Below are 14,254 nucleotides of genomic sequence, written 5' to 3'. Positions count from 1 at the left end.
CACCTTCGCCACGATTGGAGCCCTCCAGTGTTTGGGTCGGGTCCGGGACGCGCCCGGACCGGAGTTGACCGGGCGGTACGGGTTGACCCCGAACCGCCCGAGTTATCAGGTGTTCGGCATCCGTCCGCGCCCGAGCGCCGTCGTCGCGGGTGCCGACACAGGGCTTGGCCGATTGCCACCTAGCACTCTATACATGCGAGTGCTAGCACTCAAGGGGGCCATGCTGCTTCTGTGGAGTTGGCATGTCCGCGCGCAGCGAACGTCAACTCACCTGCCCTTTCACCACCGGCAGCCCGGGGTCGCTGGGCACGTCCAACGGCGACTGCGGCGCCCCGGCGGCCACCAGGTGCGCTGCGAACGAGGCGATCATCGCCCCGTTGTCGGTGCACAATCTAGGCGGGGGGATCCGCAGCGTCAGTCCGGCTTCGGCGCAGCGCTGCTCGGCCAGCTCGCGCAACCGCGAATTCGCGGCCACTCCCCCGGCGATCAGCAACGTGGACACGCCGAGCCCGGTGGCCGCGCGCACCGCCTTCTGGGTCAGCACGTCGGCGACCGCTTCCTGGAATCCGGCCGCGATATCGGCGTTCACCGCGTCCGGGTGGCTTTCCAGGTAACGCGCGACGGCCGTCTTGAGGCCGGAGAAGCTGAACGCGTACGGGTCGTCGCGCGGCCCGGTCATGCCGCGCGGAAACGCGATAGCGTCGCGATCACCGGTGCGGGCCAGTTCGTCGAGCACCCTGCCGCCCGGGTAGCCCAGGCCCAGCAGTCGCGCCACCTTGTCGTAGGCCTCGCCCGCGGCGTCGTCCACGGTGCGGCCCAGTTCGACCATCGGCTCGCCGAGCGAACGCACATGCAACAGGTGGGTGTGGCCGCCGGAGACCAGCAGCGCCACGCACTCGGGCAGCGGCCCGTGCTGGTAGACATCGGCGGCCAGATGTCCGCCCAGGTGATTCACCGCGTAGAACGGCACGCCCCAGGCCGCCGAATATGCTTTGGCCGCAGCAACTCCCACCAGCAGCGCGCCGGCCAGGCCGGGTCCGATGGTTGTCGCGACGACGTCGGGTTTGTCGATGCCGGCGGCCGCCAGCGCCCGGCGCATGGCCGGGCCCAGCGCCTCCAGGTGTGCGCGCGAGGCGATCTCGGGGACCACGCCGCCGAACCGCACGTGTTCGTCGACGCTGGACGCCACTTCGTCGGCGAGCAATGTCACGGTGCCGTCGGCGTCTAGCCGCGCGATGCCGACTCCTGTTTCGTCGCAAGAGGTTTCGATAGCCAGGATGGTTGTCACAAGGCTCCCCCGCAGGCGGGTGGCGCTCCGGCCCGCCGCATCGTGTACGCATCGGCGCCGCTGACCCGGTAATAGCGCTTGCGCAGTCCGATCTGCTCGAAACCCATGCTTTCGTACAGCCCGATGGCCGCCTCATTGTCAGTGCGGACTTCCAGGTAGACGGCGCCGCCGTCGGCGTAGGTCAGCAGCTCGTCGAGCAGCCGGCGGCCGATGCCGCGGCCCTGGTATGCCCGATCCACGCCGATGGTGTGCACCTCGTACTCGTAGGGCGGGGTGCGGCCCAGCCGGGAGATGCCGGCGTAGCCGACCAGCGTCTCGCCAACCCGTGCACCCACGTAATGGTTGTGGGCGCTGGCTAATTCGCGATGGAAGGCAGCCGCGGGCCAGGGGTCGTCGCCGTCGAAAAGCTGCGCTTCCAGCTCGGCGCAGCGTTGCGCGTCGGCGCGGGTCAATGCACCGACGGTCACGGGTTCGCTGTGGGTGGTCATTGGCGACTCACCAACGGTTTGGCGTCGGGCCGTCGCAAGTACAGCGCCACCAGCGGCTCCGGGTCAGCGGTCCAATCGGCCACCGCGGCAACCAATCCGGCCGGCGTCGGGCAGTGCGGTTCGCACACTGGCAGGCCGAACAGGCTGGCATGGTCGGGTGAACCGGCGACCGCCCGGGCGGGTCCCGGGTCGACCTCGGCCGGGGCGTTGACCGCGGGGCCGTGGGTGCGCACACCGTCGCAGTAGCGGGCCCAGTAGACCTCGCGACGGCGGGCATCGGTGACCACCAACATCTCCCCGCTGGTTCGCACGCCGATGGCGTCCAGGCTGCACACGCCGTACACCGGGATGCCCAGCGCATGCCCGTAGGCGGCGGCGGTCGCCATCCCGGCTCGTAGACCGGTGAAGGGACCCGGGCCGCAGCCCACCACAACGGCGTCCAAGCCGGCCATGGTCAGCTCCGCATCGGCCAGGGCCGCAACCACATTCGGGGTGAGTCGTTCGGCGTGGGCCCGGGCGTCGACGGTGACCCGCTCGGCCAGCACGCACAGGTCGTCACGCCGCACGATCCCGGCGGTCACCGCCGGGGTGGAGGTGTCGAGGGCAAGAACAAGGCTCATGAGTTGCCCTCGCTGCCGGCCCACTGCCAAGTCGCGATCCGCACGTCGGAGCCGGTGACGCGTTCCAGCCGGATGTCGAGATGACGCTCGGCCAGGCGCTCGACCAGGCCTTCGCCCCATTCCACCACCACCACAGCGTCGTCGAGATCGCTGTCCAAGTCCAGTGAATCGAGTTCGCCGAGCAGGTCGGCGCCGTCATGACCGGTGTGATCGAGCAGCCGGTACAGGTCGACGTGGATCATCGCCGGGGCGTCGGGCTGCCGCGGTGGATGCACCCGTGCTAACACATAGGACGGCGAGGTGACCGGTCCATCGACATCCATGGCGGCGGCAATACCCTTGGCCAGCACCGTCTTTCCTGCGCCGAGTGGCCCGGAGAGCACCACCACGTCGCCCGCTCGCAGTTGCTGTCCCAGCCGCGACCCCAGCGCCATGGTGTCCTCGACGCGGTCCAGGGTCGCGGTTCCCTCTGCCTGCGGCGATCGCAAGCGCGGCGCAGCCGGGCGCGGCGGGTCGCCGCCATCGACCTCAGCCACGGCGCCGCAACCTCTCTCGCATCCGCCGGATCCGCAGCGCCGCCTTGCTCGGCGTGGCCCGCCTGACCAGTCGGACCAGTCCGCCGTTGATGGCGTCGGGCTTGTCCAGCAGCGCCAAGTGACTCGCACCGGCGACGATGACCAACTCGGACTGCGGCAGGCTGGCGGCCATCCTTCGCGAGTATTCGTCCGGGGTGAGCAAGTCGTGGTCGCCGCATGCGATCAGGGTGGGGATGCGCAGTAGCGTCCACAGTCCGGCTGTTTCGTCGTGCTTCTCCAAAGCGTCCAGGAAGCCGACCATCGTGGGGATCGGGGTGCTGTTCATCATCCGCTGGGAGAAGGCGTCGAGGCTGCGACTGACCTGCAGATCACTGTAGGAGGCGGCCCGCAGCACCGGTCCGATCAAGGAGCGGGACACGTTGCGGCCGCGGTGCATCAGCTTCGGGGCGGACCGCGCAGCCACCCGAACCGCTTCCAGTGCAGGGTTTTTCAAAATCTCACCCAGCGGTGATTCCGAAACTCCCTCGGCCGCCGAGGAAATCAGCGCGGCACCCACGATCCGGCGGCCGTACTGCTCGGGGAACTGGCGCGCGTGTGACAACACCGTCATGCCGCCCATCGAGTGGCCCACCAGCACGACCATTCCGCGCGGCGCCACCACGTTCAGCACGCTTTGAAGATCGCGGCCGAGTTGGGTCAGTGTGTAGCTCTCGGGGTCCGCCTCGCCGGATCTGCCGTGCCCGCGCTGGTCGTAGAAGACCATTCGGACGTCGGGGCCCAACTGATCGGGCAGCCGGGTGCGCTGGAAATGAAAAGCGCCCATCTGCAAGCAGAATCCGTGGACGAACACCAGGGTCAGCGGTGCATCAGCCGGGCCGGCTTCGCGGACCGCCAGCGGTATGCCGTCGGGTGTGGTCACGACCAGGCTGCGGTCGTCCTCGAGCCTGTTGAAATCCTCGTGGGCGTAAGGATCTTCGCCGGTGGCGCGCTGGGTCATCGACCGGCGGGCCGAGGCTCCGATGATGGTCGCGACGGCGGTCACCCCCGCACCTCCCGCAAGCCAGGCCCTGCCCTTGCGGCGCACGCGGGGTTCCTCAGGGCTCAATGGTTTGCGCCTCGCGGTAGGTCTTGGTGATCCGCCCCCGGGGGCTGGTCACCACTTCGTAGTGGATGGTGCCGAGCAGATCGGCCCAGTCCTGCGCGGTGGGTTCACCGTTGCCGCCGGGTCCGAACAGGATTGCCTCGTCACCCTCGGTGACATCGGTGCGCCCCGGGCCGAGGTCGACGACGAATTGGTCCATGCAGATCCGCCCCACGCCCGGTCGCCGCCTGCCGTTGATCAACACCTCCAGCCGGCCACCCAGCGACCGGAACACCCCGTCGGCGTAGCCGACCGGCAGCAGCGCGAGGTTGGTGTCACGCTGGGCGGTCCAGGTGTGCCCGTATGACACGCTCTCCCCTGCGCGGATCGACTTCACCAGGGCGACAGGGCATTTCACCGTCATCGCCGGCACCAGACCCATGTCGCCCAGCTCGGGTACCGGGCTCAGTCCGTATATCGCGATGCCGGGACGCACCATGTCGAAGGCCAGGTCGGGACGAGACATGGTGGCCGACGAATTCGACAGGTGGGCCACGTCGAACCGCACACCCTGATCACGCGCGTGGGCCAGCATATCGCTGAACCGTTGCGCCTGAAGGTTATTCACGGAGTTGGCCGGCTGGTCGGCGTACACCATGTGCGACATCAACCCCCGCAGCACGACGGCCTCCTCGGCGACGGCGCGACGCAGCGCGGCCAGCATCGCCGGGTATTGCGCCGGCGGCACACCATTGCGGTTCAGCCCGGTGTCGACCTTGACGGTGACGGTCGCGGTCCGGCCGGTGCGGCGCGCCGCGTCCAACAGCTCGTCGAGCTGCACCTGCGAGGAGACCGCGATCTGGACGTCGGCCAGCAGCGCGGGCCCGAAGTCGACACCGGGCGGGTGCAGCCACGCCAGCACCGGCGCGGTGATTCCGGCCGCGCGCAGCGCCAGCGCCTCGTCGGCGGTGGCGACACCCAACTCGGCGGCGCCCGCGGCCAGCGCGGCGCGCGCCGTCTGGGCGGCTCCGTGGCCGTAGCCGTCGGCCTTGACCACGGCCATCACCTGCGCGCTGCCGGCCTGCTCGCACAGCAGCCGCACGTTGTGCTCAATGGCGCCCAGGTCAACCAGGGCCTCGGCGAGGACGCCCGGTGTCAGGGATATCGGCGTAACGGCCAAGGAAGTCGTGCTCCCACTCATCTGTCTGTCAGTTCGCAGCAGCCATTGTCCCAGAACCTGTCGACCACTTTGCTCGCCGACGGCGGCCGGACCGGACACAGCCAGGCCGCATTGTCGCAACGGTCACAGCCGCCACATGCGCCCCGGCCGGTATGGCGAACCCGCTGTGACGAAACCCCTGGACTCAGTGCGCGAAGTGCTCGGCCCGGTAGTGACCGCCCGGCTTGAGCTTGTCCAGCGACGCCAGCGCGGCGCGGGCATCGTCGTGCAGCGCCCGGGCCAGGTCGGCCGACAGGCCCTCGCGCACCACGATGCGCAGCACCGAAATGTTCGTGGCGTTCTCCGGCATGGTGTAGGCCGGCACCTGCCAGCCGTAGCCGCGCAGCTCATGGGAGACGTCGAACTCGGTGTAGCCGCGATCCTTGGCCAGCCGGAAGCTGACCACCGGGATCGCCGAACCGTCGGAGATCAACTCGGCATGCTCGCCGGTCCGCAGCTGCTCACCCAGCCAGCGGGCGGTCGACGACAGCGTCCGCATGACCTGCGTGTAGCCCTCGCGGCCCAGCCGCAGAAAGTTGTAATACTGGCCGACCACCTGGTTGCCGGGCCGGGAGAAGTTCAGCGTGAAGGTCGGCATGTCGCCACCCAGATAGTTCACGTGAAAGACCAGATCCTCGGGCAGGTACTCCTTGCTGCGCCACACCACGAACCCGACACCGGGATAGGTCAGCCCATATTTGTGGCCGCTGACATTGATCGACACCACCCGCGGCAGCCGGAAGTCCCATTTCAGCTCGGGGTGCAAGAAGGGCACCACGAATCCGCCACTGGCGGCATCGACGTGGACTGGAACGTCCACACCGCCACCGGCGGCCAGCTTGTCCAACGCGGCGCAGATCTCGGCGATGGGTTCCAGCTCGCCGGTGTAGGTGGTGCCCAGGATTGCGACCACCCCGATGGTGTCCTCGTCGACGGCGTCGACGACCTGCTCGGGGGTGATGACGTAGCGCCCCTCCTCCATCGGCAGGTAGCGCGGTTCGACGTCGAAGTAGCGACAGAACTTCTCCCAGACCACCTGGACGTTGGAGCCCATCACCAGATTCGGGGTGCGGCCCTTCCAGTCTTTGCCGATCTTTTGGCGCCACCGCCATTTCATGGCCAGACCGCCCAGCATCACCGCCTCGCTGGACCCGATGGTCGATACGCCGCAGGCACTGTAGGGGTCGTCGTCGCGCAGGCCGTCGGCGTGGAACAAGTCGGCCACTATGCACACACAGCGCTGCTCTATGGCTGCCGTCGCCGGGTACTCGTCCTTGTCGATCATGTTCTTGTCGAACGTCTCGGCCATCAGCTTTCCAGCCTCGGGATCCATCCAGGTGGTGACGAAGGTGGCCAGGTTGAGCCGCGAACTGCCGTCAAGCATCAGCTCGTCGTGGATGAAGCGGTAGGCGGCCTCCGGGTCCATAGATTCGTCGGGCATCCGCAGCGCCGGCACCGGGGCGGTGAACAGGCGACCGGTGTAGGCAGGCGCGATCGAGTGGGCGGGTAGGGACGGATGTTGTGGCACTGGGCTTCCTTTCTGCGGACTACAGGGCGGCCAGGGCGGCTCGGATGTGCGGCACCATCCGTGACGAGGACGTAGGCGCGTCGCCAGGGCCCGGGTCGGCGGCCGACAGTGCCGCGGCGCGCGCGTGCACGAAGGCCGCGGCCGCGGCCGCCTCGGCCGGCGGCAGGCCCGCCGCCAGCAGCGCGCCGATCATGCCGGACAACACGTCACCGGAGCCCGCGGTGGCCGCCCAGGACTGCCCGGCCGGGCTGAGGTACACCGGGCCACCCGGATCGGCGACGACCGTGACGTTCCCTTTGAGCAACACCGTGGCGCCGAAAGTGTCAGCCAGCTTGCGGCACGCACCCACTCGATCATCCCCGGGCGGGCTACCCGCCAAACGGGCGAATTCGCCGGCGTGCGGCGTCAGCACCGTCGGCGCGTTCCGGTTGGCCACCAGCTCGGGATGGGCAGCCAGGATGGTCAGCCCGTCGGCGTCCACGATCACCGGCAGGTCGGTCTCCAGCGCGAACCACAATGCCGCGGCCCCGGTGTCATCGGTGCCCAATCCCGGTCCGACAACCCAGGACTGTACCCGCCCGGCCGACGCGGGCGTCGGCGAAGCGATCACCTCCGGCCACTGTGCGAGCACCTCGCGGTGCGCGCTGCCGGCATAGCGCACCATGCCGGAGGTGGCCGCGACGGCAGCACCGGTGCACAGCACGGCCGCACCCGGATAGGTCGACGAGCCGGCCATCACACCGGTGACGCCCTGGGTGTACTTGTCGTCGTGCGGCCCGGGTACCGGCCAGCGTGCGACCACGTCGGGGGCCTCGAAACCCAGCAGGTCGGTGTTCGGCAGATCCAGGCCGATGTCGATCAACTTCACCCGCCCACAGTCGGCGAGCGCATGCACGGGTTTGAGCCCGCCGAAGGTGACGGTCAGCACGGCGCGCACCGCGGGGCCGGTGATCGCCCCGGTGGCCGCGTCGATGCCGCTGGGGATGTCGACGGCGACCACCGGGATCCGCGCGTCGTCGACCGCGCCGAACACCTCGGCCGCGGCGGGCCGCAGCGCACCCGAGCCGGAAATGCCCACCACCCCGTCGATGACGAGATCGGTTGTCGGCGAAACACTTTCGACAATGCGACCGCCCGCCTGCCGGAACGCCGCCAGCCCCTTGCGGTGGGTGCGCTCGGGGTTGAGCAGGATCGCGTCGGCGGCCGCGCCGCGACGGCGCAGGAAGGTGGCCGCCCACAGGGCGTCACCGCCGTTGTCTCCCGAGCCGACCACCGCGCACACTCGCCGGCCGGCAACCCCGCCGGTACGGGCCGCCAACTCGCCGATGATCTCGGTGGCCAGCCCGAAGGCCGCGCGTCGCATCAACGCACCGTCGGGCAGGCTGGCCAGCAGCGGCGCCTCGGCCTGTCGGATCGCGTCTACGGAGTAGTAGTGGCGCATCACCCGCAAGCATTCCATGTCAGGGCCCGCAATCGCGCACCCTAGGCGCGGCGGGCGAACGCCGCGGTCAGCCATTCGGTCATCGCCGCGGCCAGTGCCGCGTGGTTTTCCCGCTTGACGATCTCGTGGCCGTCGTCGGCGAACAGCAGATACCGCACGTCGCGACCCGCCCGCTGCAGCGCCTCGACGATCTGCTCGGATTCGCTGACCGGGACGTTGGTGTCATTGGCGCCGTGCACCACGAGCAACGGGGCGGTCAAGGCGTCGACCCGGCGCAGCGGCGACAGCCGCTCGAGGAGCTCGCGGTCGTAGACCGGGTGGCCGTACTCGGGATAGGCGGCATCGGCGATCCAGGGCTCGGTGTTGCGGTAGAAGGTGGCGAGGTCGCTCATCCCGCAGATCGTGACGCCCGCGGCGAACAACTCCGGATGAAACGTCATGGCCGCCATCGTCAGGTAGCCGCCGTACGACCAGCCCGCGCAGGCGATTCGGCCGGGCTCAGCCACCTCGTTGTCCACCAGGAAGCGCACGCAGTCGGCGACATCATCGATGGCCGCGAACCGCTTCTCCTTATTGTCGGCGTGCACGAAGGTGCGGCCCAACCCGCCGGAGCCGCGCACGTTCGGAGCCAGCACGCTGATCCCGACGTTGAGCACCTCCGGGAAGATTTGGCTGTAGTCGGGCCTCGCCTGACCTTCCGGGCCGCCATGCAGATACACCAAAGCGCCTGCGCCGGAGCTACTTACGGCCGACCGGTACAGCCAGCTCGGCAGCTTCAGGCCGTCGCGCGCGGTGATCGTCTCAAGCGTCGGCCGAGCGGAAAAGCCCTGGGCCAGCGGGCCGCGACCGGTTTCATGGTCGACGAGTTGCCATTCCCGCGTGCGGGTGTCGACCAGTTCGACGGTCCGCGGCATCGCCGGCCCCTGCACGGTCAGCGCCACCATCGATCCACCCGCACTGATCGACAGCTCACCGGCGACGTCGCCGGGCAGCGGGATCGGCTCGTGCAGCGTGTAGTCGGTGTGATCGAGGATCTGTAACTCGCTGCGGCCCTGCAAGTTCCACAACAAGGCCACGGTGGACATGTCATGGCTTACGGCGAACTCGTCGAGATCACAGTCGGGACGCTCTGCCACCACGAAGTAGCTCACGCCGTCCAGCGTGGCGATCACCTCCAGCAGCCGGGCGTGCTCACCACCGTTGTCGCTGATGACCAGCGCCCGGAAGTATCCATCGGCGCCCACGCCCGGGTTGTAGAGCCTGCTCAACTCGCCGGTCGGGCCGTAGCGAAGGCGGCGCGGATGGTGATCGTCGAGGATCGCTCCGTAGGCTGTCACCGAGCCGGGATCGTAAGGCAGAAGTGCAATTTCGGTATCCCCGTGCAACATCACCATCTCGCGGTAGCCGCGCGGCCCAACCCGAATCAGCGACGCCCCGGCCCACGCGTCGACGAGCCGGGCGCCGGATCGGCGGTCCAGCACGGTGCAATCGCCGTCGGCCGGATCGATCAGACAGGACCGCCCGACTCCGTCCTCGCCCGTCAAGATAGCCGTGATCAGGGTGCCGTCCCACCCGATCAACTCGGCGGTCCCCTCTTCCTCGCGGTCGGCACGCCACGCCAGCCGGTCATCGGGATCGGTGGTGACGACCCAGATCTGCTTGCGGGTGCCACCCTCCGGGGCCACCTCGCAGGCCAGCCAGTGACCGTCGGCGGAGTGGATGACACGCGAGACCGGGCCCTCGACCGGAAGTTCGACGTTGCGCGGCGAGCTGAACCGGCGACCGTGCAGGAAGCGCTGCACCCCATGCGGATAGCCGCCGTCGTCGACGAGGTGAGCGAACGCGGTCGCGTCGGGTGACAGCGAGGCGCCGTAGAACGCGCGGACCTGCTGCACCATCGCCTAGCCCTCGCGCGAATCGGTTCGCCGCAGAGCCGTTCTGAGGCGCGCCGGACTCAACTGCCGGCTGCCTTGGGAGCGCCTGCGAGTCATCGGATAGAAGCACAAGCCGATGAGGATGGAGGTGAAGTGCCCGATCGCGGTGAAGTTCAGTTCGCTGCCCATGGTCAGCAGCGGGAAGCCGAAGATGACGAACAACACTCCGAGATAGCCCCAGCACCAGGGCCGGGCGATGTGGTAGGTCAGCACGGCCATCACGCCGACCATGAAATAGCTGACCCCGATGTCGCGCGCGTGCACCAGCCGTTGCGGCGCATCGTGTTCCTCGATCGCGAAATAGAGGATGCCTTCGCTGATGTAGGTGGCCAGGATATGCGAGCTCAATCCCACAGTGAGCCAGCGCAGCTGGCCGAGCCAGTGTTCGGCCGGCGCGAGAAACAGGGTGAACAGCAGTAGGTAGGGCTCGAAGTTCTTGCCGTCGATCCACAGCAGGCTGGAAAACAGTACGGCGAGCGGATCGCTGCCCAGGCCGTGAATGTTGGTGGAGCGGTGCAGCAGCACCGAGTGCAACTCGCGGCCGGTCAGGTGAGTCTGGATGATCGTGGTGATCATCAGCACCAGCAACCAGCCGTAGGTTAGCGGCGCACCGGTGACGTAGTGCCAAACCGCCAGCGACATGCTGTGCACTCGACTGCGAACCGATGGATGCGCCACAACATCAACCTTCGCATGCCATGCGTGACACTGGACGACTTCGGCGGCGAATACGCCGCGGCGGCCCGGCTACTTGGACGGTGCGGGGGCCAGGTCCGCCGGGGCGGGGGCCGGAGCCGCCGGCGGGGCAACGGTCATGGGTTTCAGATGTCGCCACCAGGTACTGATGTACAGGATCATCGAGACGGCTAGCGCGACCAGGACCCAGATGACGACGGTGATGTCGACCCAGCTGCCGAAAGGTGGCGAGCCGGGTAGCGCGTTGCGCAACGGCACCACCGCGAACAGCATGGCCGCGTACCAAGTGGTCATCGGCGGCTGAAACGGCCGCCGATCGCGGGCCGTCTGGACCGCGACGAACAGCGCCAAGCTGGCGATCGTGACGAGAACGCCGAGGATGACGATGGCGAACGCCGCGGTGCTGAGCGAGCGCCGCACGTTCAGTCGGTAGGGACCGTCGGGCTGGGCTCTGGTGGCGGACAGCCGCCACCCCGAAAGATGGTCGACAAAGGTGACCGGCACATGGTCGGGTGTTCGGTCGGTGTCAGGGCCGTAGAAGATTTCGACTTCGATCGGCCCCGAGCGGTATTGATCGAACGGCCACCGCTCGATCTGGCCGGCGATGGTCAGCGGAACCGCCATCAGGCCGGGCAGCATGCCCTTGGTCCAGGTGTGCCGGGCGGGCATCGCCGACGACCTGACCCGCAGGCTGAGATCGTCCTTGAGATGGTGGGTTTTCGGATCCAGCAACGCCGATCCGGGATTGAACGCCAGATTGACGGCGAGCACGCTGTTGTTGGACTGGATGTCTTCCACGTTGATGGTCGCCGACGGCTTGTCGCCGTCGGCAGTCGCTGCCGCCACATCCAGATGCCGGCCGCTACCACTTTGCGCATACATGCCGACGGCCACCACGTATGCCGCGAGGATGAGAACGACAAGGCTTACGATGCCGTACTTCTTGCCGGCCGATCGCATACTTCCTCCCGTACGGACGTAGCCGAACCCCACTGCCGCAAATACGTTCCCAGGGCAATGTAATGGATCGGCAACGTGTCCGCCGGTGATACGGGCGAAGCGGCCTGGACTATTACCGCTTATTCGACGGTGACGGACTTGGCCAGGTTTCGCGGCTTGTCGACGTCGTAGCCGCGTGCCTGCGCCACCGACGCGGCGAACACCTGAAGCGGGATCGTCGACAACAGCGGCTGTAGAAGTGTTGACACAGAGGGAATCTCGATCAAGTGGTCGGCGAAGGGGCGCACGGTGTCGTCGCCTTCCTCGGCAATCACGATGGTGATCGCGCCGCGCGCCTGGATTTCGCGGATGTTGGACAGCAGCTTGGCGTGCAGCATGGCCGACCCCTTGGGGGACGGCATCACAACGATGACCGGCAGGTCGTCTTCGATCAGCGCGATGGGGCCGTGCTTGAGTTCGCCGGCGGCGAATCCCTCGGCGTGCATGTAGGCCAATTCCTTGAGTTTCAGCGCGCCTTCCAGGGCCACCGGGTATCCGACGTGGCGGCCCAGGAACAGCACCGTCGGGGACTGGGCGAATTGATAGGCCAGGGCGGCCACCGGCTTGATCGTCGCGATCACCCGGGCGACGAGGTCCGGCATCGCTTCCAGTTCGCGGTACTCGCGGTGCACCTCGTCGGGGTACTTGGTGCCCCGGGCCTGCGCCAGCGCCAGCCCGACCAGATAGTTGGCGGTGATTTGTGCGAGGAAGGTCTTGGTTGAGGCCACCCCGATCTCCGGGCCGGCGCGGGTGTAGAGCACCGCGTCGCACTCGCGCGGAATCTGCGAGCCGTTGGTGTTGCAGATCGCCAAGACCTTGGCCTTCTGCTGCTTGGCGTGCCGGACGGCTTCGAGGGTGTCCGCGGTTTCGCCGGACTGCGAGATGGCGACCACCAGGGTGCTGCGGTCCAGAACCGGGTCGCGGTAGCGGAATTCGCTGGCCAACTCGACCTCTACCGGCAACCGCGTCCAGTGCTCGATCGCGTACTTCGCCAGCAGCCCGGAGTGATATGCGGTGCCGCAGGCCACCACGAACACCTTGTCGACCTCACGGAGTTCCTGATCGCTCAATCGCTGTTCATCGAGGACGATCCGGCCGTTTACGAAATGGCCCAGCAGCGTGTCGGCCACGGCCGCGGGCTGCTCGGCGATCTCCTTGAGCATGAAGTACTCGTAGCCGCCCTTTTCGGCGGCGGCCAGATCCCAATCGATATGGAATTCGCGGTATGCCCCGGGTCCCAGGTCCTCGTTGCCGTGGAAGTCGGTGATCCGGTAGCCGTTCGCGGTGATCACCACGGCTTGGTCCTGGCCGAGTTCGATGGCGTTGCGGGTGTGGGTGATGAAGGCCGCCACGTCCGAGCCGACGAACATCTCACCCTCGCCGATACCGAGTACCAGCGGCGTGGAGCGGCGGGCGGCGACGATGGTGCCCGGATCGTCGGCGTTGGTGAACAGCAGCGTGAAGTGGCCGTCCAGCCGGCGCAGCACCGCGAGCACCGAGGCGGGAAAATCGCCGGCGGTCGCGCCATGCCGGTAGGCCTGCGCCACCAGATGCACCGCGACCTCGGTGTCGGTGTCGCTGGCGAACTCCACGCCCTGGGCCTCCAGCTCGTGACGCAGGTTGGCGTAGTTCTCGATGATGCCGTTGTGGACCACGGCGATCTTGCCGCTGGCGTCGCGGTGCGGGTGGGCGTTGCGATCGGTGGGTCGTCCGTGGGTGGCCCACCGGGTGTGGCCGAGGCCGGTGGTGCCGGTCAGGGACGCGGGCGGCATCTGGGCCACCGCCTGTTCCAGGTTGGCCAGCCGGCCGGCGCGACGGCTCACCGTCAAGGTGCCATCGTCGTTCACCAGCGCGATTCCCGAAGAGTCGTAACCGCGGTACTCCATCCGGCGCAGCGCGGACATGACGACCTCGCACGCAGGCTGCTGCCCGACGTAGCCGACGATTCCACACATTCTGATCAGGGTAGTGCAGGGGGACCACCAAGCCTGCACTCCGCGTTGGGCCGGCCCGCCGATCTGCAGGAAAGTCCCGTCTTGACCGACCTAAAGGACCCCTGGGCGACGCTGACCGTCGGATTCACTCAATTGTCATTAACGACGGAATTGGTTTTCACCTGATGTATTTGTGACGTTTTCGTTCACCTCCTCATGGCCCCGACTCCGGCCATTAACGTTTCAACCGTCAGCAAAGATCGCCAACAACCGAAACCCGCGGAAAAAGTTGAGCTGCCCGAAGCCGCCGAGCGCGATTACGCACGGTACCAGCTACGAGACCCGGCCATCCCTTTATAAGTCAGATTCTCATCGGACAGCGGTCAAATGATCTGGCTACCTGGAAACACGTTTGAGCCGAGTAATGAATTCAATCGTTAATGGTTGTTAACCGGGAATTGTGCAGCGGGTCGCATTGAGATGCGTAACT

At 67.6% G+C, this 14,254-nt stretch carries 12 protein-coding genes; all 12 read right to left on the bottom strand.

Annotated elements, in window-relative coordinates:
- Window positions 1-262: 262 nt before the first annotated feature.
- Window positions 263-1,288, bottom strand: a complete 1,026-nt coding sequence (tsaD, locus tag A5625_RS23110) for a tRNA (adenosine(37)-N6)-threonylcarbamoyltransferase complex transferase subunit TsaD (RefSeq protein ID WP_066999537.1) — start codon at window positions 1,286-1,288, stop codon at window positions 263-265.
- The gene (gene rimI / locus A5625_RS23105) at window positions 1,285-1,776 is read right to left on the bottom strand and encodes a ribosomal protein S18-alanine N-acetyltransferase (RefSeq protein WP_066999534.1); all 492 of its coding nucleotides are present in this window, start codon (window positions 1,774-1,776) and stop codon (window positions 1,285-1,287) included. Before rimI ends, tsaD begins: the two co-directional genes overlap by 4 nt.
- The gene (gene tsaB, locus A5625_RS23100; protein ID WP_066999531.1) at window positions 1,773-2,396 is read right to left on the bottom strand and encodes a tRNA (adenosine(37)-N6)-threonylcarbamoyltransferase complex dimerization subunit type 1 TsaB; all 624 of its coding nucleotides are present in this window, start codon (window positions 2,394-2,396) and stop codon (window positions 1,773-1,775) included. Before tsaB ends, rimI begins: the two co-directional genes overlap by 4 nt.
- Window positions 2,393-2,884 (bottom strand): tRNA (adenosine(37)-N6)-threonylcarbamoyltransferase complex ATPase subunit type 1 TsaE, encoded by a 492-nt coding sequence (tsaE, locus tag A5625_RS23095; protein WP_156748472.1) that lies wholly within the window; start codon window positions 2,882-2,884, stop codon window positions 2,393-2,395. The genes tsaB and tsaE overlap by 4 nt, the downstream gene beginning before the upstream one ends.
- A gap of 40 nt (window positions 2,885-2,924) precedes the next feature.
- Window positions 2,925-3,974, bottom strand: coding sequence for an alpha/beta fold hydrolase (locus tag A5625_RS23090; RefSeq protein WP_197516191.1), 1,050 nt, complete (start codon window positions 3,972-3,974; stop codon window positions 2,925-2,927).
- Window positions 3,975-4,026: 52 nt separating this feature from the next.
- Window positions 4,027-5,193, bottom strand: coding sequence for an alanine racemase (alr, locus tag A5625_RS23085; RefSeq protein ID WP_197516197.1), 1,167 nt, complete (start codon window positions 5,191-5,193; stop codon window positions 4,027-4,029).
- A 184-nt stretch (window positions 5,194-5,377) separates the two neighbouring features.
- Window positions 5,378-6,760 carry a glutamate decarboxylase gene (locus A5625_RS23080; protein WP_066999526.1) on the bottom strand — a complete coding sequence of 461 codons (1,383 nt, stop codon included), beginning with the start codon at window positions 6,758-6,760 and terminating at the stop codon, window positions 5,378-5,380.
- Window positions 6,761-6,779: 19 nt separating this feature from the next.
- Window positions 6,780-8,201, bottom strand: a complete 1,422-nt coding sequence (locus tag A5625_RS23075) for a bifunctional ADP-dependent NAD(P)H-hydrate dehydratase/NAD(P)H-hydrate epimerase (protein WP_066999595.1) — start codon at window positions 8,199-8,201, stop codon at window positions 6,780-6,782.
- Between the two features lie 41 nt (window positions 8,202-8,242).
- Window positions 8,243-10,099 carry a S9 family peptidase gene (locus A5625_RS23070; protein ID WP_066999524.1) on the bottom strand — a complete coding sequence of 619 codons (1,857 nt, stop codon included), beginning with the start codon at window positions 10,097-10,099 and terminating at the stop codon, window positions 8,243-8,245.
- A 3-nt stretch (window positions 10,100-10,102) separates the two neighbouring features.
- Window positions 10,103-10,777: a rhomboid-like protein gene (locus A5625_RS23065; RefSeq protein WP_066999592.1), complete on the bottom strand. Its 675-nt coding sequence runs from the start codon at window positions 10,775-10,777 to the stop codon at window positions 10,103-10,105.
- A 105-nt stretch (window positions 10,778-10,882) separates the two neighbouring features.
- Window positions 10,883-11,791 carry a DUF4436 domain-containing protein gene (locus A5625_RS23060; RefSeq protein WP_066999521.1) on the bottom strand — a complete coding sequence of 303 codons (909 nt, stop codon included), beginning with the start codon at window positions 11,789-11,791 and terminating at the stop codon, window positions 10,883-10,885.
- A gap of 119 nt (window positions 11,792-11,910) precedes the next feature.
- A complete protein-coding gene (gene glmS, locus A5625_RS23055) occupies window positions 11,911-13,785 on the bottom strand; it encodes a glutamine--fructose-6-phosphate transaminase (isomerizing) (RefSeq protein ID WP_066999519.1) in 1,875 nt (624 codons plus the stop codon).
- Window positions 13,786-14,254 lie beyond the last annotated feature (469 nt).

It is taken from the genome of Mycobacterium sp. 1465703.0, assembly GCF_001672975.1.
In the GTDB taxonomy this organism is placed as follows: Bacteria; Actinomycetota; Actinomycetes; order Mycobacteriales; family Mycobacteriaceae; genus Mycobacterium.
Note: the sequence above shows the minus strand (reverse complement) of the source record. Positions and strands in the feature narration are given on the sequence as shown.